The sequence below is a fragment of the Rhodococcus sp. ACPA1 genome (genome assembly GCF_002300195.1).
GTDB classification, from domain to species: Bacteria; Actinomycetota; Actinomycetes; order Mycobacteriales; family Mycobacteriaceae; genus Rhodococcus_F; species Rhodococcus_F opacus.
On the sequence record NZ_NSDX01000004.1, the window covers coordinates 142,188 to 164,598 of the forward strand.

The 22,411-nt window shown below is 67.2% G+C and carries 20 protein-coding genes; 10 read left to right on the forward strand and 10 right to left on the reverse strand.

Translation table 11 applies throughout. The annotated features are described in order from the left end of the window. Positions 1–6 precede the first annotated feature (6 nt). From CJ177_RS18535 to CJ177_RS18560, 6 genes are all read right to left on the reverse strand, one after another. The gene (locus CJ177_RS18535; RefSeq protein WP_095868316.1) at positions 7–912 is read right to left on the reverse strand and encodes an alpha/beta fold hydrolase; all 906 of its coding nucleotides are present in this window, start codon (positions 910–912) and stop codon (positions 7–9) included. Further along, positions 909–2,444: a long-chain-fatty-acid--CoA ligase gene (locus CJ177_RS18540; protein WP_095868317.1), complete on the reverse strand. Its 1,536-nt coding sequence runs from the start codon at positions 2,442–2,444 to the stop codon at positions 909–911. The genes CJ177_RS18535 and CJ177_RS18540 overlap by 4 nt, the downstream gene beginning before the upstream one ends. Positions 2,445–2,681: 237 nt before the next feature. After that, positions 2,682–4,160, reverse strand: coding sequence for an aldehyde dehydrogenase (locus CJ177_RS18545; protein WP_095868318.1), 1,479 nt, complete (start codon positions 4,158–4,160; stop codon positions 2,682–2,684). Beyond that, complete coding sequence (locus tag CJ177_RS18550) at positions 4,157–5,080, reverse strand: TauD/TfdA family dioxygenase (protein WP_095868319.1); 924 nt, start codon at positions 5,078–5,080, stop codon at positions 4,157–4,159. Before CJ177_RS18550 ends, CJ177_RS18545 begins: the two co-directional genes overlap by 4 nt. 166 nt (positions 5,081–5,246) lie before the next feature. Beyond that, positions 5,247–6,374 carry an NDMA-dependent alcohol dehydrogenase gene (locus CJ177_RS18555; protein WP_095868320.1) on the reverse strand — a complete coding sequence of 376 codons (1,128 nt, stop codon included), beginning with the start codon at positions 6,372–6,374 and terminating at the stop codon, positions 5,247–5,249. 52 nt (positions 6,375–6,426) lie between these two features. Continuing rightward, positions 6,427–7,719, reverse strand: coding sequence for an MFS transporter (locus CJ177_RS18560; RefSeq protein WP_095868321.1), 1,293 nt, complete (start codon positions 7,717–7,719; stop codon positions 6,427–6,429). Positions 7,720–8,132: 413 nt separating this feature from the next. Here CJ177_RS18560 and CJ177_RS18565 point away from each other — a divergent pair, with 413 nt between their 5' ends. Continuing rightward, positions 8,133–9,215, forward strand: coding sequence for an ABC transporter ATP-binding protein (locus tag CJ177_RS18565; RefSeq protein ID WP_095868322.1), 1,083 nt, complete (start codon positions 8,133–8,135; stop codon positions 9,213–9,215). A gap of 2 nt (positions 9,216–9,217) precedes the next feature. On the opposite strand, the gene CJ177_RS18570 is transcribed toward CJ177_RS18565, so the two are convergent. Next, positions 9,218–10,234, reverse strand: a complete 1,017-nt coding sequence (locus CJ177_RS18570; protein ID WP_005248575.1) for a LacI family DNA-binding transcriptional regulator — start codon at positions 10,232–10,234, stop codon at positions 9,218–9,220. Positions 10,235–10,416: 182 nt separating this feature from the next. On the opposite strand from CJ177_RS18570, the gene CJ177_RS18575 reads away from it, so the two are divergent. The 4 genes from CJ177_RS18575 to CJ177_RS18590 are packed head-to-tail and all read left to right on the forward strand — an operon-like array spanning position 10,417 to position 15,305. Next, on the forward strand, positions 10,417–12,102 hold the full coding sequence (locus CJ177_RS18575) for a glycoside hydrolase family 13 protein (RefSeq protein WP_095868323.1): 1,686 nt from the start codon (positions 10,417–10,419) through the stop codon (positions 12,100–12,102). Beyond that, complete coding sequence (locus CJ177_RS18580) at positions 12,099–13,364, forward strand: ABC transporter substrate-binding protein (RefSeq protein ID WP_095868324.1); 1,266 nt, start codon at positions 12,099–12,101, stop codon at positions 13,362–13,364. Before CJ177_RS18575 ends, CJ177_RS18580 begins: the two co-directional genes overlap by 4 nt. 12 nt (positions 13,365–13,376) lie before the next feature. Next, the gene (locus CJ177_RS18585) at positions 13,377–14,414 is read left to right on the forward strand and encodes a carbohydrate ABC transporter permease (RefSeq protein ID WP_095868325.1); all 1,038 of its coding nucleotides are present in this window, start codon (positions 13,377–13,379) and stop codon (positions 14,412–14,414) included. Positions 14,415–14,417: 3 nt separating this feature from the next. After that, positions 14,418–15,305 carry a carbohydrate ABC transporter permease gene (locus CJ177_RS18590; protein ID WP_005248580.1) on the forward strand — a complete coding sequence of 296 codons (888 nt, stop codon included), beginning with the start codon at positions 14,418–14,420 and terminating at the stop codon, positions 15,303–15,305. A gap of 64 nt (positions 15,306–15,369) precedes the next feature. Here CJ177_RS18590 and CJ177_RS18595 read toward each other — a convergent pair whose 3' ends face one another. Beyond that, positions 15,370–15,687, reverse strand: a complete 318-nt coding sequence (locus CJ177_RS18595; RefSeq protein WP_095868326.1) for an SHOCT domain-containing protein — start codon at positions 15,685–15,687, stop codon at positions 15,370–15,372. Between the two features lie 16 nt (positions 15,688–15,703). After that, positions 15,704–16,153: a DUF6325 family protein gene (locus tag CJ177_RS18600; protein WP_005248582.1), complete on the reverse strand. Its 450-nt coding sequence runs from the start codon at positions 16,151–16,153 to the stop codon at positions 15,704–15,706. A 286-nt stretch (positions 16,154–16,439) separates the two neighbouring features. On the opposite strand from CJ177_RS18600, the gene CJ177_RS18605 reads away from it, so the two are divergent. From CJ177_RS18605 to CJ177_RS18625, 5 genes are all read left to right on the forward strand, one after another. Then, on the forward strand, positions 16,440–17,648 hold the full coding sequence (locus CJ177_RS18605; RefSeq protein WP_095868327.1) for a low temperature requirement protein A: 1,209 nt from the start codon (positions 16,440–16,442) through the stop codon (positions 17,646–17,648). A 116-nt stretch (positions 17,649–17,764) separates the two neighbouring features. Beyond that, the gene (locus CJ177_RS18610; RefSeq protein WP_095868328.1) at positions 17,765–19,015 is read left to right on the forward strand and encodes a molybdopterin-dependent oxidoreductase; all 1,251 of its coding nucleotides are present in this window, start codon (positions 17,765–17,767) and stop codon (positions 19,013–19,015) included. 1 nt (position 19,016) lies between these two features. Next, positions 19,017–19,529: a hypothetical protein gene (locus CJ177_RS18615; RefSeq protein WP_061040851.1), complete on the forward strand. Its 513-nt coding sequence runs from the start codon at positions 19,017–19,019 to the stop codon at positions 19,527–19,529. Next, positions 19,526–20,185 carry a class I SAM-dependent methyltransferase gene (locus tag CJ177_RS18620; protein ID WP_037181676.1) on the forward strand — a complete coding sequence of 220 codons (660 nt, stop codon included), beginning with the start codon at positions 19,526–19,528 and terminating at the stop codon, positions 20,183–20,185. Before CJ177_RS18615 ends, CJ177_RS18620 begins: the two co-directional genes overlap by 4 nt. Before the next feature lie 87 nt (positions 20,186–20,272). After that, entirely contained in the window at positions 20,273–20,941 is a 669-nt protein-coding gene (locus CJ177_RS18625; protein ID WP_025431706.1) for a hypothetical protein, read from the forward strand. Positions 20,942–20,979: 38 nt separating this feature from the next. Here the strand turns inward: CJ177_RS18625 and CJ177_RS18630 are convergent, their stop codons facing one another. Then, the gene (locus CJ177_RS18630) at positions 20,980–22,392 is read right to left on the reverse strand and encodes a hypothetical protein (RefSeq protein ID WP_061040850.1); all 1,413 of its coding nucleotides are present in this window, start codon (positions 22,390–22,392) and stop codon (positions 20,980–20,982) included. Between the last annotated feature and the right edge of the window lie 19 nt (positions 22,393–22,411).

The window sequence follows — 22,411 nt, forward strand, 5'->3', positions numbered from 1 at the left end:
GTGGTCTCAGAGGGAGCGGCTGGGCTGCACAGGTCGCGGGGTCCACGTCTGAACCAGCGTTTCCAACGCCGCTGCCAGTGCCAGCGGTTGCTCGAGCATGATGTGGTGGCCGGAGTCCGGTATCTCCAGTTCGATTGTGTCGTGACCGATCTCGTCGGCCAGCGCGCGGCTCATCTCGCGGCTGAGCATCCCGCGCTCACCTCGGATGAGTGCGAGCGGACACGAGGGCGGAATGACCTCGTCGATGATCATCCCGCCGGCCATCGAAATCGTGGGATCGAATTGCCAGGTGAATCCGCCGGCGGTCGCGCGAATCGATCGGGAGCCGAGGTAGTTCCGCAGGTATGTCGGCAGCGGAGTGTCCTCCGGGTCCGGGCGGAATCGCGCGACAATGGCGCCCTCGCTCTCGTACACCCGGAGCTTGCGACGCATGCGGCGTTCCCGGTCGGCGTCGAAGACCGGGCGCACCGTCCGGGCCGGCGAGTCCACCACCACGGTGCCCGCGAGTTCGGAGCCGTAACGCCCCGCTGTCTCGAGCGCGACGAAACCACCGAGGCTGTGTCCGATCACGACCGGACGAGGCCCGACGACGCCGGCCACGGCCATGACCTCCTCGGCCCACCGCCGGCGACTGTAGGACGATCGATGGTCGCTGTCGCCGTGGCCGCTCAGGTCGAGCGCGGCGACGCACCGGCCGCCACTCAGCAGCGGGGCGACATGATCCCACCAGCGTGCATTCGCGGCTCCCCCATGAATGAGGATCACGGGATTCGCGCCGGGTTGTCCCCAAACCCGGTACGAGATCCGCGCGCCGCCGACGTCGACACTTCCCGTCTCCGGCTCGACGGCCGTGGCGCGGGTGAACCAGTCGGGCGCGGCATCGAGATCGTGCGAATGCGCGACGACGGTCATGACGTGTACGCCTCACGCAGCGTGCGCTTGAGGATCTTTCCCACCGGCGAGAGCGGCATCTGGTCGATGAACTCGACGGTCCGCGGTGCCTTGTATCGCGCAATACGCTCGCCGACATAGTCTCTCAGCTCTTCGGGAGTCACGCTCGCCCCCGGCACGAGGACCACGACCGCGTGCACGCGCTCTCCCCACACCTCGTCGGGGATTCCGATGACCGCGCAGCTCGCGATGGCCTCGTGCCGGTGCATCACAGCCTCCACCTCGGCGCTGTACACGTTCTCGCCACCCGAGACGATCATGTCCTTGAGCCGGTCGACCAGGAAGAGGTACCCGTGCTCGTCCATGTATCCCATGTCGCCGGTGTGCATCCACCCGTCCTGCAGCGCCTTCTGCGTTTCGACTGGGTTGTTCCAGTAGCCGATCATCACATGGGCACCCCGCACGACGACCTCGCCCACCTTCCCTCGCGGCTGTTCCACGCCGTCCTTGTTCACCACGACGACCTCCGCGTGTGCGGCGGCCCGGCCGACGGACCGGAGCCGTTCGGGATGGTCGCGGTCGTGGTGGTCCTCGTCGCGCAGGATGGTGGCGACGGGACCGAGCTCGGTCATTCCGTACCCCTGGCGCAGCTTGACGTGCGGGAGAGCCGTCAGCAACCTGGTCAGTACGGCCTCGGGCATCGGGGCCGCGCCGTATCCGATGTACCGGAGACTGCTGAGTGACGCGCCGGTCCGCTCGGCGTGGTCGAGCATCCAGGGGACCATCGTCGGGACGAGTGTCGTCATCGTGATCTGCTTGCCGGAGATCGTCTCGACCAGACCCTCGACCGTGAAATCGCCGATGACGATATGGGTCGCACCCAGCATCGATTGCTGGATCATGCCGGCGAACGCCGCGAGATGAAAGAGCGGCGCGATATGCAGGCACCGTTCCGCGGTGTTGGGGAACCCGACACTGGCGAGAGCACCGAACGCGGACGTGAGAATCTGGCGAGCACTGAGCATGACACCCTTGGGCCGCCCGGTGGTACCGCCCGTATACATCAGTACCGCAAGCGAATCGGGGCCGGGTCGGATATCCGGCACCGGCTCGCTCGATTCGATCAACCGCTCGTAATCGACGACGCCCGGTGCCGGCGTGGTGCCGTCGAAGCAGATCACCGTATCCAGAAGGGGGCAGCGATCACGGAGTTCGAGTGCCTGCGCCAGTCGCGGGGCGTCCACGAAGAGAACCGAGATGCCGGCGTCCTCGATCTGGAAGGCCATCTCGTCGAGACTCCAGCGGTTGTTGACCGGCGACGCGACCGCGCCGATCCACGGGCACGCGAAGGTGAACTCGACGTACTGCGCGCAGTTCGTCGCGAGCATTCCGATGCGATCACCGGACCGGACCCCGAGTCCGCGGAGTCCGCCACCGATCCGCGCCACCCGCCCCTCGAGTTGGCGGAAGGTGACGTCCCCGGATTCGCCGATCACGGCAATCCCGTCGGGGTTCTGCTGGACGGACCGATGCAATCCCTGAGTCAGGTACATACTGGCTCATCCCTTTCTCGGATGCGGTGGGGACGTAGCGTCGGGAAACCACCGCGGTACGACTGTGAAGTATTTGTTCGTTCACCTGGCGGTGCGCACTGCACCACGCGGAGCGCCTCCTGAGTCAGCCGTTTGCAAGCCGACATGCGCGCGATGGCGTCTAGTTACCGAGACTAACAATATTTAGCAACATGTCAACACTCGTTAACTAACCGAGTGGGGAGCAGTACGAGCGGACTACCGCCCGGGCAAGGCGATGGTCTTGGACTCCAGGAACGACGCAAGGCCGTCGACGCCCATCTCCCGGCCGATGCCGGAGTGCTTGTATCCGCCGAACGGAGCCGTCGGTTCGGTGGCGAAACCGTTGACGGTGATCGTGCCGGTGCGGATCCGTCGCGCGATGTCGATGCCGTGGTCCTGATCCGCCGTGAACACGGCGCCGGAGAGTCCGAAGTCGGAGTCGTTGGCGATCCGCACCGCGTCGTCCTCCGTCTCGTAAGGGAGCAGGCACACCACCGGCCCGAAGATTTCCTCACGCGCGATGCGCATGGAGTTGTCGACGTCGCCGAACAGGGTGGGCCGGACGTAGCAGCCGCCCGCGAGGCCGTCGGGAACGCCGCCCCCGGCGAGCAGGGTGGCGCCCTCCTCCAGTCCGATGCGGAGGTAGTCGAGGTTGCGCTCCTGCTGCCGGCGCGTCACCATCGGCCCCACCTGGGTGGCCGGATCCAGCGGATCACCGACCACGAGAGCCGACACCGCGGCCGTCAGCCGCTCGGCCACTTCCTCGTAGCGACTGCGCGGAGCCAGGACCCGGGTGAGGGCAATGCACGCCTGGCCACTGTTCAGCGTCCAGGAGGCGGCGGTGATCGCGGCGACCGCCGCGTCCAGATCGGCATCGGGGAGAATCAGTGCCGCGGATTTTCCACCGAGTTCGAGGGTCACCCTCGTGAGATTGCCTGCGGCGACTTCCATCACGCGCTTTCCGGCTGCCACGGAGCCGGTGAACGACACCTTGTCGACGCCGGGATGCGACACGAGGTACTCGCTGACTTCGCGACCCGCCGGCAGCACGCTGAGCACTCCGGCCGGCAGTCCCGCCTCCTCCGCGACCTCGGCCAGCAGATTGGCGTCGAGCGGGGTCTCCGGTGACGGCTTGAGCACCACGGCGCACCCCGCAGCCAGCGCCGGTCCCAACTTCAGCGAAGTGACGAACTCGGGAACGTTCCACGGAACCACGGCGGCAACAACGCCGACGGGTTCCCGTCGCACGAGCACAGGATTCTTCAGACCCTCGCGGCGTTCCTCGAACGGAAAGCTGCGGGCGATCTGCGCCGCAACGGCATACATGGCGGCCGGTGCCGCCGCCTGCGCGGCCAGACTCCAGCGGATCGGCGAGCCGTTCTGCCGGGTGATCAGCCGCGCCATGTCGGGGACCCGCGCTTTCAGTCCTTCGCTCAGGCGCATCAGGACCGACAACCGCTCCTCGAGCGGAAGGCGGGGCCACGCACCGCGATCGAAGGCCTCCCGGGCGGCAGCGACCGCCGCGTCGACATCGGCGCGGCTCGCATGCGGCACCCGCCCCACCGGTTCGCCGTCGTGCGGATTCACCACCTCGATGATGTCGGAACTGGCCGGTGTCACCCACCGTCCTCCGATGAAGAGTTCCGTGTATTCGACAAATTCGCAGTCGATTCCCGCGGTCTTCGGCGCGCTCATCGGGTCACCCCGACCGGGCGGTCGCCGACGACGGAGATGCGCTCCATCACGCGCCGCGCCGGGTGGTAGTCGCTCGACGCGTAGTGCTGGCAGGTCCGGTTGTCCCAGAAGGCGATGGTGTTCGGACGCCACCGCAACCGAACCTGGAATTCGGGCCGCGAGATGTGCCGGTACAGGCGCGCCAGAAGCTCGTCCGACTCGGTGGGCGAGACGTCCAGAATGTGTTGGGTGAAGGCGATGTTCACGAACAGGACACGGCGACCGGTCTCGGGAATCACCCGGACGACGGGATGCTGCACGGCGGGCAGGTGCGATCGCAACGCCTCGACGGCGTCCTCCGGCATGCCCTTCCCGAACGTGTGAATCCAGTCGTGTTCGGCAACGAGGTGATCGATGCGGTCGCGGAGATCCTCGGGCAACGTGTCGTACGCCGCGCCGGTGTCTGCCCACAGCGTGTCACCACCGACCGGCGGAACCTCGACGGCGCGCAGCACCGCCGCCAGCGACGGCTGGGCGTCCCAGGTGACGTCGTTGTGCCAGTTGTTCTCGGTACCCACGTTCGCCATGTCCTTGGCGAACGTCGTGACATCCACGTCGGTCTGGCCCGGCTGCACGTATTTGAAGAACGGGTGCTGTTCGAGATCGCCCCAGCGCGAGGCGAACCCGCGATGGTCGGCCCGCGAGATGTCCTGGTCGCGGAAGAACAGCACCTTCCACTCGAGCAGGGCCTTCCTGATCTCCACCATCGTCTGTTCGTCGAGATCACCGCCGAGCCGGACGCCGCCGATCTCGGCCCCGATGGTCGGGGCAACCGGGTTCACGGTGATCCGCTCGTACCCCGACGTGTCGTGGGGCGGGTGCGCGACCAGCGGTCCGAACGGCGACAGCAAGGGTGCCGTGGTTGCGTGGGTCGTCTGCATGCTTGTACTCCTTCGAGGATGTGGCGAGAACGAGCTCGGGATGCGTCGGGTGACTCCGAGTGGGCAGTTCATCGGCCGGCAACCGGTTTCCACCCGCACTTGTGGTCCGAGTCACAACCGCAATTTTAAGGATGCATCCTTAAAGTGTCAATGCCGGGCGTCGTTCTCAGTAATCCGCATCCGAGAATTCGATGACACCGCGCAGGTTCTTGCCGGACAGCATGTCGTCGTAGCCCTGATTGATGTCCTCGAGGCGGTACGTCCGGGTCACGAGTTCGTCCAGCTTCAGCGATCCACTCCGGTACAGGTTCAACAGCTTCGGAACCTGCGTCCGCGGACTGGCACCGCCGAAGATCGTTCCCTGAATGCGCTTTTCGAGCATCGACAGCATTCCCAGATCGATGCTCGTCTTGCCTGCATCGGTGGGGCCGACGGCGGTGACGACCACCGTGCCGCCCTTCGCGGTCAGGTCGAGTGCCGGCTGAATCATCTCGCCGTCCATGACACCGACGGTGAGCACCGTGACATGGGACATCTGGCCCCACGTCAGGTCGCGGATCCGGTCGGCCGCCTCGGCCATCGACGAGAACGCGTGTGTCGCTCCGAACGCGAGAGCCTGTTCGCGCTTGAATTCGACCGGGTCGATGGCGATGACGAACCGTGCACCCGAATGTGCGGCGCCCTGGACGGCATTGATCCCGATGCCACCGCAGCCGACGACCACCACCGTGTCGCCCACCCGGCTACCACCGGCTTCCGTCGCCGAACCCCATCCCGTGCACACTCCGCATCCCAGCAACGCCGCCCTGTTCAGCGGGATGTCCTTCTCGATCTTGATCACCGCCGCACTGTTGACGGTGACGTAGGGGGCGAAGGCGCCCACCAATGCCATCGCGTACACGGGGCTACCGCCGGACGTCGTCCGGAAGGAACCGTCCGCGATCGCGCGACCGGTCCCGATCGCCGCGCCCTTGTCGCACAGGTGTTGCATCCCCCGAGCACACGGCCCGCAGATACCGCACGCCGGCGTGAAGGCGAGGACGACGTGATCGCCCTCCTCCACGGTCGTGACACCCGGACCGACCTTCGTCACCACACCGGAGCCCTCATGACCGCCGAGCATGGGAAAGAACGGCGGATTACGGTCACCGCTCCGGTAGTGGTGATCCGAGTGGCAGAGCCCGGACGCAGCGATACGCACCTGCACCTCCCCCGCAATCGGATCGCCGAGATCGAATTCCTCGATCTCCCAATCCCGTCCGGCTCCGCGCAGGATCGCGCCCTTGGTCTTCACACGAATCTCTTCTCTGGTGGATGAAAGTTGAAACCGACCGACCTGGCCCTCGTCACCGGGAGTTGGTGGCCGAGTCCCGGTCCGGGTTGATCAACAGAACGCTGATGATCGCGCCGACGACCATGACGCCGCCGAGGATCAGGAACCCCTCCCGGTAGCCGGCGGCCGGAGTCGCGGCCGAGGTCACGATGCTCCCGAGGACGAGCGGCGAGATGACACCGGCGCTGCTGTAGACGGCGACGATGAATCCGAGCACCGCGCCGCGCTGCCGGGCGGCGACGACGTCGGAGACCGCAGTCAGGGTGATACCCGCCGCCGCTCCTGCCAGCGAGGCACCGAAGATGATGAAGACGAGGTTGAGCAGCCCGCGGTCGAGCAGGGCGAATCCGACGGTGCTCACACCCGCGCTCGCCAGCATGAGCGAGGGCAGCACGCCGCGCGACATCCGGTTCGCAACACCCCGCTTGGTCATCATCCGCGACGCGACGCCCGCAGCAACCACCAGGATCGCCGTCGCCGCATAGGGTAGAGCGACCAGCGTCCCGGCGGTTTCCTTGTCGTAGCCGAGTCCGTTGTGCAGGTACAGCGGCAGCCAACTGATCTTGATGGCACTGCTGCAGTACGTCGCGAACATCAGGACGGCCACACCCAGCACGGTGCGGTTCCGAAGGATGCTCGACCAGGACGTCCGTGCCTCGCCGACTGCCTCGTCGACGGTGTGCGCGTCGAGAACCCCGCCTTCACGCCCGAACTGCAGCCACAGCGGCACCCACACGAGTCCGGCGACCACCAGCACCGCGAAGGCCGCGTGCCACGACTGATTGACGATGACCATGGTGAGCACCGGGGCCGCGATCACCGGACCGAGTCCGGCACCGGCGACGATGACGGAAGTGGGGATAGTGCGGCGATCCGCGGTGAACCAGGTGTGCGCCACCGCCACCGCCATCGCCGTCGCCGGGCCTTCCGCGAATCCCAGCATCATCCGCGACGCGATGAGGACCTCGTAGCTCTCGCTCCACACCATCGGGAGAAGACTCAGCACCCACAGGACCGCGGTCCCGGCGAGCAGGTACTTCGCCTTCACCCGGCCGATGAGAAAGCTGCCGAGGATCGACCCGGCCGCGAAGCACCAGAAGAAGCTGCTCTGAATGATCCCGAACTGCTGCGCGTCGATGTCCATGTCACGCATGAGGTCGGCGCCGGCCAGTCCGACGACGATCTTGTCCGCGTAGTTGACGATCAAGAATCCGCACAGGAGGGCGACGACGATCCACGCCTGTCGCGACGACACCCTCCTGCCTGTCCTCGTGCCGATTGCCTGACCCAGTTCGTCGACGCTCATCGAACCTCCTCCATTGCGCCACCGAGTTGTGGCAGAACTGCCGGGGCGCGCGAACTCTGCCGCCGTCGACTGAGAGGAGTAAATCAACAATCGTTAACTGTGGCAAGAGTCACATCGAACATTCCCCGGTATTGCCTGCATTTGTTGCGCACTTCGATGCTGCTTGCGCGATACGGGAGTGTTCAATCGTTCACTATCCAATCCGTCGAGGCCACCCACCGCTGGACGGAGGGGACGCTCGTTCGATCTGACGCAACGGGCGTCCCGTTCGTCCGGAGCGCCGTCGAGGGCGGATCCCCAAGTGGACAAGCACTGTGATCTAAGCCATAGTTCTCACCCGTCGGCACAAGCCGGCGCGCCCCTGACACTCGGATCGTCCGGCACGTTCCTGCCGGTGGAGGGATTCATTTCTCATGGCAACAATCACCTATGACCGCGCGACCAGGCTCTTTCCCGGCTCGGACGTCCCGGCGGTCGATCAACTCGACCTGCACATCGAGGACGGCGAATTCCTCGTCCTCGTCGGCCCGTCCGGCTGCGGAAAATCCACGTCCCTGCGGATGCTCGCCGGACTCGAGGACGTCGACGGCGGCCAGATCCTGATCGGCGGCCGCGACGTCACGCACGCCGAACCCAAGGACCGCGACATCGCGATGGTCTTCCAGAACTACGCGCTCTACCCACACATGACTGTCGCCGAGAACATGGGCTTCGCCCTCAAACTCGCCGGAACCGACAAGACCGAAATCCGCAAGCGGGTCGGCGAGGCCGCCGACATGCTCGACCTCCGCGACTACCTAGACCGCAAACCGAAGGCCCTCTCCGGCGGCCAGCGGCAGCGGGTGGCGATGGGCCGCGCCATCGTCCGGCAACCCCAGGTGTTCCTGATGGACGAACCGCTGTCGAACCTCGACGCGAAGCTGCGGGTGCAGACCCGCACCCAGATCGCCCAGTTGCAGCGCCGCCTCGGCACCACCACCGTCTACGTCACCCACGACCAGGTCGAGGCCATGACGATGGGCGACCGGGTCGCCGTCCTCAAGGGCGGGGTGCTGCAGCAGTGTGCGTCCCCGCGCGAGCTCTACCGCCGGCCCGCGAACGTCTTCGTCGCCGGATTCATGGGGTCACCGTCGATGAACCTGTTCACCGTGCCCGTCACCGACGACGGGGTGCAGATCGGCGACCAGCTGGTCCCCGTCCCCCGCGACGTCCTGACCGCGGCCGGCGGGCGTGAGGTGATCTTCGGGATCCGGCCCGAGCACGTCGAACTCGCCGACACCGGCGGCCTGAAGCTCGAGATCGACGTCGTCGAGGAACTCGGCTCCGAGGCGTTCGTGTTCGGCCGCACCACCGTGAGCGGGCGGACCGAGAACCTGGTCGCGCGGGTCGACTGGCGCAACCCGCCCGAGAAAGGCCAGGTTGTGCACGTGCGCGTCGACGAGGCCCACGCGCATCTCTTCGCCACCGACGCGGCGGGCGAGCGTCTGGTGCGGTGACGTCAGAGTTCCGGAGGACGGGCGGTCGAGCCCCTGACCACCAGGTGAGTCGGGAGCACGACCGCCCGTTCCGCAGGTTCCCGGCCGCTGAGCAGTTCCACGACCGCCCGGCCGGCCGCCGCCCCCTGCTCTCCGACCGGCTGCCGGACCGTGGTCAGGTCGGCCAGCTCGGCCGTCGGGTGATCGTCGATCCCGATCACCGACATCCCCGCCGGAACGGGAATCCCCGCACGTCGCAGCGTGCGCAATGCTCCGACGGCGACCTCGTCGGAATGACAGAACACCGCGGTGGGTACCTCGGCACGGCTGAGCAGCAGTTCCATGCCGCGCTCGCCGCCCTCGATTCCCCAGGGAACGGTGACGGTGCAGTCGTCGTCGAGTCCGGCGTCGGCGAGGGCGGCATGGAATCCTGCCACCCGGGCGATGTCGCCCTCCCAGTACTGGCCTTCCGGGTCCACGGTGCGGATCATGCCGATCCGGGTGTGGCCGATCCTGATCAGGTGCCCGACAGCCTGGCGCGCAGCCAGTTCGTCGTCGATCCGGACGGACGGGAACTCGCCGGCGTGCGCGCCGATGACGACCACGGTCACATCCATCTCCTCGAGCCGCGCCCGCTCCGGCCCGGTCAGAGGAAACGCCACGGCGATGACGGCATCGACCTTGCGGCGCAAGGGAAGCCGTTCGAAGAACGATTCGCGCTGGGACGACTCCTCGAGGCAGTACAGCAGCACGTCCAGATCCGCGGCGCGGAGTTCGTGTTCGATGCCGGCGAGAATCCGCGAATAGAACCAGGCGTCGATCCACGGCACCACGACAGCTACCCGCCCGGTCGCGCCCCCCGACAGCTTCGACGCCTCGGGTGAGATGACGTACGCCAACTCGTCCGCGGCCCTCTGGATTCGCAGTCGCGTCGCTTCGGAGACACCCCGCTCACCGCGCAACGCACGCGAGACGGTGGCGATCGAGACTCCGGTGCGGCGCGCGACGTCGGCCATGTTGACGGACTGCTTGGGGATCACGTCCCCACAGTAAGCGAACAACGCAAATATTTGCGTAAGTTCCTCACGGAATCCATGGCGCTGTAGTGCGCAAAAGAAATCATCCTGCTCGAGTTGACAGCTACCTGTGACGTGCCTCACGCTATCTACGCAAACGTTTACGCATCACATTCCCCCATCCCATCCCCCACCGAGGAGATTCGATGACCCAGTCCGTGGAGTCGACCGCAACCACCGTCGCGAGCCGGCACCCAGAAGCCTGGTGGAAGACAGCCGTCGTCTACCAGGTCTACATCCGCAGCTTCGCCGACGGGAACGGCGACGGCGTCGGCGACCTCACCGGCTTGCGATCCAAGCTGCCCTACCTCGCCGACCTCGGTGTCGACGCGGTGTGGATCAATCCCTGGTACCCGTCGCCGATGGAGGACGCCGGCTACGATGTGGCCGACTTCCGTGACATCGAGCCGTCGTACGGCACTCTCGCGGAGGGTGAGGCGTTCATCGCCGAGGCCCATGAGCTGGGCATTCGCGTGATTCTCGACATCGTGCCCAACCACACGTCCAGTGCCCATCGCTGGTTCGAGGCCGCCCTGCGCGACGAGCCGGGCGCCCGCGACCGCTACATCTTCCGCCCCGGCCGCGGTCCGGCCGGTGACCAGCCGCCCAACGACTGGCAGAGCGCATTCGGTGGTCCCGCGTGGAGCCGCCTGGACACCGGTGAGTGGTACCTGCGCCTGTTCGCTCAAGGCCAGCCCGACCTCAACTGGGAGCACCCCGAGGTCCGCGCGGAGTTCGAGGACATCCTGCGCTTCTGGTTCGACAAGGGCGTCGACGGCTTCCGCATCGACGTCGCCCACGGCCTGGCCAAGGATCCCGCACTGCCCGACGCCGGTGAGCGCCTTCCCGGTTCGCAGCACACCCAGCCGCATCCCGCGTGGGACCAGGACGCCGTCCACGAGGTGTACCGGGGCTGGCGGGCCGTCGCCAACGCCTACGCCGACCGCGTCTTCGTCGCCGAGGCGTGGGTGCCCGGCAACGATCGCCTGGCCCGCTACCTGCGCCCCGACGAACTCCACACGGCGTTTCAGTTCGACTTCCTGCGCGCCCCTTGGCGTTCCGCCAGCATTCGCGCCGTGATCGACGACGCGCTCGAGCAGGCAGCCACCGTCGGCGCTCCCGCAACGTGGGTGCTGTCCAATCACGACGTGCCGCGCACCGTCACCCGCTACTCCCGCTCACAGCCCGACCATCTCGTCGAAACCGACTGGGAGCGCGCCCGCTGGGCACTCGAGGAACCCGATCACGAACTCGGCCGTCGTCGCGCCCGTGCCGCCGCGCTGCTGCAGTTGGCGTTGCCCGGCACCGCGTACATCTACCAGGGCGAGGAACTCGGACTGGAAGAGGTCGAGGACCTGCCCGACGACGTCCGCCAGGATCCGACATGGTTCCAGACCGCCGGCGCCGACTGCGGTCGTGACGGCTGCCGGGTTCCGATTCCGTGGTCGAACGACGAAGTGCCGTACGGCTTCTCCCCGTTCGACGCGGAGGAGGACACCTGGCTCCCGCAGCCCGGGCACTGGGCCCCGCACACCGCGGAAGCGCAGGCCGGCCACCCCGAGTCGTTCCTCACGCTGTACCGCGAGGCGCTGGAACTGCGACGCGACTTCTTCGACACCCCGCACGCAGTCGAGTGGCTCGACACTCCCCCGGGCGTGCTCGCGTTCGCACGCGGCGCGGTGCAGTGCTGGGTGAACACCGGCCCCGAACCGGTCGCACTTCCCGAAGGACTGACCGTCGTGCTCGGTTCGGTCGCCGGCATCACCGGCGGAGTCCTCCCGTCCGACACCGCCGTGTGGCTGTCGGAACCGGGCGCGGGTGAATCACGATGAAGCGCGTCGCCGCCTGCGCAGTGGCCGTCGGCGTCCTGTTCGCGGCGACATCCTGCGCCGATCAGGGCATCGACGCCGCCGCGCAGGCGGAGAAGGAGAACCTCGACAGCCGCGGGCCCATCACCTACGTGCAGGGCAAGGACAACTCGAACGTCATCCGGCCTCTGATCGACGAATGGAACGCCACCCACCCCGGTGAAGAGGTGACGTTCAAGGAGCAGTCCGACCAGGCCGACCAGCAGCACGAGGACCTGGTGCAGCACTTCCAGTCCCGGGACTCCGGATACGATGTCGCCGTCGTCGACGTCGTGTGGACGGCCGAATTCGCGGCCCGCGGATGGCTGCAACCGCTCGAGGGCCCGATGGCGATCGACACGTCCGGACTGCTTCCGGCGACGGTCGCGGGCGCCACGTACGGGGACGTCCTCTACGCGGCGCCGCAGACCAGTGACGGCGCCCTGCTCTACTACCGCACCGACCTGATGGATCATCCGCCCGCCACCTGGGACGAGCTCATCGGCGCGTGCGGGACGGCGCAGCACGCCGGAATCGGCTGCTACGCCGGACAGTACGCCAAGTACGAGGGGCTGACCGTCAACGCGTCCGAGGCCATCAACACGGCGGGTGGGTCGATCCTCGGCCCGGACGGCGTGACCCCGACGATGAACACCCCGGAAGCCAAGGCGGGGCTGCAATCGCTCGTCGACGCCTACCGTTCGGGTGCGATCCCCCGCGAGTCCGTCACATTCCAGGAAGAACAGGCACGGCAGGCATTCCAGAGCGGCGATCTGCTGTTCATGCGCAACTGGCCGTATGCGTACAGCCTCATGGACGGACAGGGCAGTTCCGCGGTGTCGGGCAAGTTCGGGGTGGCGCCGCTGCCGGGGAAGAGCGGACCCGGTCACTCGACTCTCGGCGGGCACAGCGCCGCGGTCAACGTGTACTCCGAGCACAAGGCCACCGCCTCGGACTTCCTGAAGTTCTTCCTGGAGAAGAAGTCGCAGGCGTTCTTCCTCTCGCAGGGATCGCTCGCCCCCGTCCGCGCCGACGTCTACGACGACCCGGAGCTGGTCGAGCAGTACCCATACCTCCCCACGTTGAAGACGTCCATCGAGAACGCCGTGACCCGGCCGGTCACCCCGTTCTATCCCGCGGTCACCCGGGCCGTGCAGAACAACGCCTACGCCGCGATCAAAGGCGAGAAGACGGTGGACCAGGCCGCCGCCGACATCCAGTCCGCGATCGCCGCGGCCGGGTCCTAGAGGAGACAGCCGATGACCGTTCACGAACTCTCACTCGAGAAGACGCCCGCTCCCCCACACGGGGACGGCACGAGGTCCGGCGAACCGGATCCCGCGCGACCGCCGAAGGGACGCAGCAAGGCGGCGATGTTCCTGATCCTGCCGACCATGATCCTGCTGGGCATCGTCGTTCTGTACCCGGTGGTCAGCGCCATGGTGATGTCGCTGTTCAAGGACCCGACGATCGATCCCGCCACCGGCAAGTTCGTCGACCAGGGTTTCGCGGGACTGTCGAACTACACGCACTGGCTGTTCCAGCGGTGCACCGACACGACCGGAGCATCCGTGTCCTGCCCGGGCGGCACGCTGGGATCGCTGTTCTGGCAGTCGGTGTGGGTCACCGTGTTCTTCACCGTCGTCACGGTCGTCATCGAGGTCGCGCTGGGACTGTGGTTCGCCACCATCATGAACCGGGCCTTCCGCGGTCGGGCACTGCTGCGCACCAGCATCCTCGTGGCGTGGGCCATCCCGACCGCCGTCACCGCGAAGCTGTGGTACTTCGTCTTCGCGTACGACGGCATCGCCAACAAGTTGCTCGGCACGGAGATCCTGTGGACCGGCGACACGTGGCCTGCCCGGTTCGCCGTCGTGATCGCCGACGCATGGAAGACGACACCGTTCGTGGCGTTGCTGATCCTCGCCGGACTGCAGATGGTGCCCGCCGAGGTGTACGAGGCGGCGCGGATGGACGGCGCCAACGTGTGGCAGCGGTTCCGGTCGATCACGTTGCCGCTCATCAAGCCGGCCATTCTGGTGGCGGTCCTCTTCCGGGTACTCGACGTCCTGCGGATCTACGACCTCCCGGCGATCCTCACCGGCGGCGGTGGCGGCGACGGCACGGCCACCACCACCCTGTCGATCCTGGTGATCGACCAGATGCGCCAGGGTTTCAACAGCGCGTCCGCCCTCTCCACGATCACGTTCCTGTTCATCTTCGCCGTCGCCTACGTACTGGTGAAGGTGATGGGCGTCAACGTGATCGACACCCAAGAGCAGCAGCGAAAGGCCTGATCCATGTCCACAGCAGTCGTCACACCGGGGATGTCCCGGCCCGCGGTGGTACGCCGGCGCCGGGGACCGTCGCTCGCATCCATCCGCACCTACCTCGGCCTGGCGGTGATCGTCGTCTGGGGTCTGGCCCCCGTCTACTGGATGGTAGTCACCGCCTTCCGCCACTCCGACTACACGTTCGACACCACCCCGTGGCCCACGCACGTCACCCTGGAGAATTTCGCGAGCGTGTTCTCGACGGAGGCGGGCAACCACTTCGCCAGGGCGCTCGTCAACAGCACGATCATCGGCGCCGTCACCACCGCGATCGGCCTGATCGTCGGCATCGGCACCGCGTACGCACTGGCGCGACTGCAGTTCCGGGGAAAGCACGTCGTCCTCGGACTCATCCTGGCGGCGTCGATGTTCCCGGGTGTCGCCGTCCTGACGCCCCTGTTCCAGCTGTTCACGTCGATGGGCTGGTTCGGCACGTACCAGGCATTGATCATCCCGAACATCTCGTTCGTGCTGCCCCTCACCATCTACACCCTCACGGCGTTCTTCAAGGAGTTGCCGTGGGAACTCGAGGAGGCGGCCCGGATCGACGGGGCCAGCAGGCGGCAGGCGTTCCGAATGGTGTTGCTGCCCTTGGCCGCACCCGGACTGTTCACCACCGCGATCCTCGCGTTCATCGCGTCGTGGAACGAGTACCTGATCTCCAGTCAGCTGTCCAACGACGTGACCCAGCCGGCCACCGTCGCCATCGCTCAGTTCGCGGGAAGCAAGCCGCACGAGGAGCCGTTCACGTCGGTGATGGCAGCGGGAACGGTCGTGACCATTCCGCTCGTCATCATCGTGCTGCTGTTGCAGCGCCGCATCGTGTCCGGCCTGACCGCCGGTGGCGTCAAGTAATGCGGCTCCGCCGCCCGTGAGTACTTGTTAACCGCCCGCGGTTGACAAGTACTCACGGGTGGTCCTACGTGGCCAGGATCTTCGCCTTCTCGGCGCTGAATTCTTCCTCGGTGAGCACACCTTGCGCTCTGAGTTCTCCGAGATCCTTCAGCGCGGCGATCCGGTCGACGCTCCCTCCACCCGCGGAGGGAGTGGGGGCGGCCTGCGGCGGGGGTGCCTGGGAGTAGCCCGGGGCCTCGTTCTGCGGTGCTTGCGGCTGCTGCTGCGGTTGCTCTTTCGCCGCCCACCGCTGGCCCTGACGTCGAGACACTCGATTCGACACGGACGTCGCGGTTCCGGCGATGACGGCGGTGCGGGCGATCCCGCGGAGAAGTCCAGGCATGGTGTTGTCCTCGGTTTCAGTTTCTGGCTTCGAGAGCGTCGAGTGACGCCAGGATGCCCTGTACAGGGATGCGGCCCGACGCCACGAGTTGCGCTCCGGTGCGACGCAGGGCGGTTGCGAGCGGTGCGGCCCAAGTGTTCTCGTAGACCAGTACCGCAGCCGAAGCACCTGGCTCGAGCACGGATCCGGCGTCGGCGATGTCCGTCAGGTCGAGCAGGCCGGTCGAGGCCTCGGCGAAGAGCGACACATCTATATCGCCCACGAGTCCGACGTCGACGACGTCGATCGCCACGACGGAGCCGTCCGTTTCCTTGCGAAGGAAGACCAGGTCGAGCACTCGCACAGTGCCCTGCTCGACGAGTTCGCGGAGGATCGCCAACGCTGATCCGTCCGGTCGTCGGTCGGCAGGGAACTCCACCACGAGATAATCGATGGGTCCGCTATCCTCCGGGTCGATTTCGTTCACCGGAAAAACCTCTCTTCGTGCCTGCTGCGTAGATCCGCGGAAACCACCCCGAATCGGGGCTCGGTCACACTGGCCCCGGCCTTCCCACGAGAATTCCGGCCATCGTCCGAGCATAATCCCGTTCGAGACCGTCTCATGGGCTTTCCGGGATCCCTCGCTCCTTCACCCGCGTTCCGGCGAAAGGTCCTCGGATCACGGCCGACCCGCGCCGGCCGGGCGACCGGTCCCTCTACTTGCGCGGCCCCAGGACTTTCCCGCGTCGCTGTCCGGTGGCAGCATTCTCCCCGTGACTTTTGCTCATCGTTTGCGTCCCCGTCTCGTCGAAGAGCGAGCGTCGGTGTCGCCGCTCGAGCTGTTCTTCGACCTCGTCTTCGTGTTCGCTCTCACCCGCGTCACCGATCTGATGGCCGAGGACCCCACCGGGGTGAACCTGCTGCGCGGCGCACTGGTGATGGCCGTCCTGTGGTGGAGCTGGGTGGGGTACGCCTGGCTCTGCAACCTCGTGCGCGCCGACGAGGGCATCGTGCGGGTGGTGATGTTCGGCGCGATGGGCGCCATGTTCATCACCGCGCTGACGATCCCCGAGGCGTTCGACGACCTGGCCGGCGGACTCGACGGCCCCGTCATCTTCGCCCTCGGGTACTTCGTCGTCCGCCTCCTGCACCTGGTGATGTTCTGGGTGATCAGCCGCACCGACCCCCAACTGCGCGGTCAGGTGCTGCGCTTCGCACCGAGCATGATCACCGGCACCGTGTTCCTGCTCATCGCGTCGCAGCTCACCGGCACGGCGCAGACCGTGATGTGGATCCTCGCCCTCGCCGGCGACTACATCGGCACACTGATCGGCGGCACCGATTGGCGGTTGCGGTCGGTGAGCCACTTCGCCGAACGGCACGGCCTCATCATCATCGTCGCGCTCGGCGAGTCGATCGTGTCGATCGGCATCGGCGTCGCGAGTCTGCCGATCTCCTGGGCGATCATCGTCGCCTCGTTGCTGGGACTCGCCGTGTCGGGGCTGCTGTGGTGGTCGTACTTCGACGTCACGTCACTGGCCGTCGAGCACGCCTTCGAGGAGGCGAGCGGTGCGCGTCAGATCAGGATCGCCCGGAACTGCTACAGCTTCCTGCACCTGCCGATGGTGATCGGGATCGTGATGCTGTCGCTCGGCCTGAAGAAGATCCTGTCGTACGTCGGCGACGGCAACCATCACCGGCTCACCGACCCGCTGTACGGCTGGCCGCTGATCGCACTGTTCGGCGGCGCGGCGCTGTACCTCCTCGCACTGGTCGCGTTCAAGGCCTACGCGACGAGGTCGGTCACCGTGCCGCGCGTCGTGACGGCGGTCGTGCTGATCGCGCTGCTCCCCGCCGTCTGGCACATCCCGGCCCTCGCCACGCTCGGCGTGCTCACCGCGGTCCTGCTCGCGATGATCGGATACGAGATGGTCCGGTACGACCAGCCCCGCGACGAGATCCGGCACGGTGCGCACCCGTGAGTACTTGTCAACCTCCCGCGGTTAACAAGTACTCACGGGCGAAGCAGTCCTGCACGGCGGCGGCACCGAATTACCTCTGAGGCTCGAGATGATCGAGCCGGAGGGATTGATACACCATGACCGACAACTCTCGCGGCCCACGATTACGCAGTCCACTGCGCGGACCGTGGCTGACCTCGGTATTCGGCCTCGTTCTGCTGATCGGGCTTCCGGTCGTCATCGTCACGGGACTGCTCTCGTACATCGCGTACGGTCCGCAGTTCGGGCAGGCCCGTCCCGGCGACGTCGGGTGGCTGCACCTTCCGTACTTCGCGTGGCCCACCCGGCCGTCGTGGTTGTACCGGCTCACGCAGGGGCTGCACGTCGGGCTCGGACTGATCCTGGTGCCGATCGTCCTCGCCAAGCTGTGGTCGGTGATCCCCAAGCTGTTCGTGTTTCCGCCGGGGCGGTCGCCGGCGCAGGCGCTCGAACGCCTGTCGCTGATCGCCCTGGTCGGCGGTGCGCTGTTCGAGATCATCACCGGGGTCCTGAACATCCAGTACGACTACATCTTCGGCTTCGACTTCTACACGGCGCACTACTGGGGCGCGTGGGTCTTCATCGCCGGGTTCGTGACGCACACGATCCTGAAGGTGCCGTTGATGGTGAGGTCGCTACGTTCCCGGTCGTTCCGGGAGATGCTGCGCACGTCCCGCGCGCACACGCGCCCCGAACCGCCGGACGAGAACGGCCTCGTGGCCGAAGACCCCACCCCGCCCACGATCAGCCGCCGCGGCGCCCTCGCCCTGGTCGGTGGCGGCGCCGCCCTGGTCGCCGTCCTGTCGGTCGGGCAGACCACCGGCGGGTTCCTGCGCAGCGCCGCGCTGCTCCTCCCTCGCGGCCGCTCGTACGGTGACGGTCCCAACGACTTTCAGATCAATCGCACCGCCACGGCCGCGCACATCACCCCGGAGCTGATCGGCGACACCTGGCGGCTTTCGGTGACGGGTGGCGCGGAACCCGTGCAGCTGAGCCGAAGTCAGCTGCGCGCGATGCCGTCACACACGGCGTCGCTGCCGATCGCGTGCGTCGAGGGATGGTCCACCACCGAGACGTGGACAGGTGTGCGACTGCGTGACCTCGCGGACGCCGCCGGGGTGACCGCGTTCGCGTCGGCGAAGGTGACGTCGCTGGAACGGTCCGGGGCGTTCAACCAGGCGGTGCTGACGGCCGATCAGGTGCGCGACGCCGACGCCCTGCTCGCCCTCGAGGTCAACGGCGCGGACCTGTCCCTCGACCACGGCTACCCCGCCCGGATCATCGTTCCCGCCCTGCCCGGCGTACACAACACCAAATGGGTGCAGGCCATCGAATTCCGGGAGGCGTGAGATGCGCCGATTCGCCCGCTTCTACGGCGCCGACCCGCTGCATCTGCTGGCGGTGCTGTTCACGTTCGCCCTCGCCGGATATGCGGTGGCGGTGGTGGGTCCGCAGAATCTGTGGAATCAGGACGTGTGGTGGAAGTCGATCGCCGTGTGGTTCCTCGGCGCGGTGATCGCCCACGACCTCGTGCTGTTCCCGCTGTACGCGCTCGCGGACCGGTCCCTGACGTCCGGGCTGAACGCGATGCGGGGCAGGAGACCGCCACGACCGCAGTCGGTTTCGGCGCTCAACTACATTCGCGTGCCGACGCTCGCGTCCGGGCTGACACTGCTGCTGTTCCTGCCGGGAATCATCGAGCAGGGCGCCGACGCTTATCTCGCTGCGACGGGGCTGACGCAGGAACCCTTCCTCGACCGCTGGCTGCTACTCACCGCAACGTTCTTCGCGGTGTCCGCCGTCGCGTACGCCACCCGACTTGCGCTGTCCCGCACGGATGGTGGCACGGTGAGCGGCTCATGAGGAGGACGGACGTGTCCACGGACCTCCTGATGCGGCGCGCGTCGGCGGGACTCCCGTGCTGGGTGCGCGACGCACGGGGAACGCGTCGCCCCCTGCCGGTGGGCCGGTGGATGGGCGGGGACGCATCCTCCCTCTCCGATCGGATCGCGGACCGGGTGATGCTCACCGGCTGTCACGGCGCCACCGTAGACCTCGGATGCGGACCGGGCCGCCTCACCGCGGCACTCGTGTCGGCCGGCGTCGCGGCGCTGGGCGTCGATTCGTCGTTCACGGCAGTGCAACTCACGATCCGCCGAGGCGGACTCGCGCTGCACCGGGACATCTTCGCGCCGCTTCCGCGGTCCGGGCACTGGGACCGGGTGCTGCTCGCCGACGGCAACATCGGTATCGGCGGAGAGCCGGTGCGGATACTGCGCCGTGCACGAGAACTATTGCAACCACACGGAATTGTGATCGCCGAGGTGGATCCGCCGACCACGACAGGGGTTCGTCACGAACTACTGCGCTGGGAGACGGAGCATCTCGCCGGCGAGTGGTTCGCCTGGGCGAGTGTGGGTGTCGCCGCGATGTCCGGGGTCGCACGCGCTGCCGGACTGAGCGTGATCGATGTTCTGCAGCACGCCAATCGGTACTTCGTGCGGATGGAATGGGCGTAAGAGCTCCCATCCGCCGGCGAGGTCGCACCGAATACCTAGTGAACATCCACCCACCACCCCTTCCTCCGGAAAGGTTGTTTGATCATCATGTCGAACTATCGAAAAGCACTCGTAGCAGCGGCCATCGGCACCCTGGCCCTGACCCCGCTCGCGGCGTGCTCGAGCAACGATTCGAATGCGTCGTCGAATGTCAGCGCAGCAGCAGCCACTCAACCCGCACCCGTCGCCCAGGTCGACAACCTGACCGGGGTGAGTACCGCCGTCGCACTGGATTCCGGCTTCACCGGAGCCCTGACGACGCTCGGCCTCACCCCCGGAGTGGTGGGTACGGCGGCCCTCGCCGACGGATCGGTCAGCTTTCCGATCACCGGCGGCAACGTGAAGTACTGGGAGCCGGGGACGGTCGATCCCTACGTACAGGGCGAGATCATGCACGACGGTAGTGGATTGTCGCTGGCGGCACCCGGCACCGTCGTCGAACTCACCGATTTCGCGATCGACCCGGGCACGTCGCTGCTCACCGGGGACGTGAGCGTCAACGGTGCGCCCGCGGCGGCCGATGCGGTGTTGTTCGATCTCGACGGCCGCACGTTGAAGCCTCTGCAGACAGGACCGAACGACACCGCCATCCTGCAGGGTACCGAGGTCAAGATCTCGGAGGACGCGGCCGGACTGCTGAACGAGACGTTCAAGACCGACGCCGTGAAGCCGGGGCTGCTGGTCGGAATCGCCACCATCACGATCGCGACCAAGTGACCGTCTGCCCCCGAACGGCACCTCGGATGCGCCGGCCGTCACCAGTTCGTGAACAGCAGATGGTTGACGGCCAGCGCACCGGCGGCCTGCACCGCGAGCCAGAACCGATGGTTTCCGCGCGGCAGGAGTGCGGGGGCGGCGAGAAGCCACACTTCGAAGGGCAACCAGATCCGCTCGGTCTCCGCCTTGCTCAACGCGCTCAGGTCGGCGATCACCACCGCCAGCAGCGCGGAGAGTACGAGGAGCGGAACCGGCGACAGCGCCCGCACCCGCGACCAGGCGAACGCCCGGGGCAGCGCGGCGGGCACCGCCAACCCCACCGCGCAGACGAGCGAAGCGAAGTTGGCCCAGCCCCAGTAGGCGAACGGACGATCCGACGCGATGCCCTGGTAATACCGTTCCTGCACCAGTTGGTAGCCGTCGAACCACCAGAATCCGTACAGCGTGAACACGGCCGCCACCGCGAGCGCACCGACCAACGCGCCGACCAGTGGACGGGCCGTGCGCGCGATCACCAGGACGGCGACCGCCGGAATCGCCATCAGTGTGAGCCCGTAGCTGAGGTAGACACCGAATCCGAGCAGCACGCCCGCCGCCACCGCGACGAGGGCGGGGACCGGGACGGCCCGAGTCGCCGACAGGGCCAGCAGGGCGATCCCCCACGCCACCACACCGGCGAACAGTGCGTCCGCCGACACCGCCACCCAGATCGCGGCGGGTGCGAGGACGAGGAACGGGGCCGCGCGGCGGGCCATGGCCTCGTCGCCGAGCGCACGGATGGCGACGATCACCGCGGCCCCGGCGCTGGATCCGACCGCGACGCACAGCGCGGACGCCCAGGCACCGCCGTCGAGTCCGATCCGGTCGAGCCAGACGAACGTCAGGAGCGCACCGGGCGGATGCCCGGACACGTGGGTGGTCCACGAATCGGGCTGCAGGTCCAGGATCCGGCCCGCGAAACCGCGCAGCGTCGCGGGGATGTCCGTGACACGAGGGACCTCGTGGAGATACTCGTCGGTGGAGGTCAGGCGCCCGGCAAAGCCGCGCTGCCAGCCGTCGACCAGCGCGAGCGCCATCGCCCACAGGGCGGAGACGAGCCACACTCCCACCGTGAGGCGACGCCACGCCAGCGTCTGCGCCAGGTCCGGCCCCCACATCACGACCGCCGCCGCGACGGCGACGGCGACCGGCGTCCCCCACCCGAAGTGCACGTCGCGGAACCCGAACAGCGGCGCGGCGTCCGCGAAGTCCCGCACGCTCTCCGCGGTGCGGTGGACGATCGGCGTGATCGTCTCGTTTCCCAGGCGCGGGACGACGAACGCGACCACCACCAGGATCAGGGCGAGCGCGGCGCCCATGACGTCGCGGTACGGAAAATTCCGCTCCTCGGCGCGCTGCGGGGATCCGATGACGTCATCTCCTTCGGCGAAAGTCGCACTCGCGCCCAGCATAACGACGGAGGATTGACTG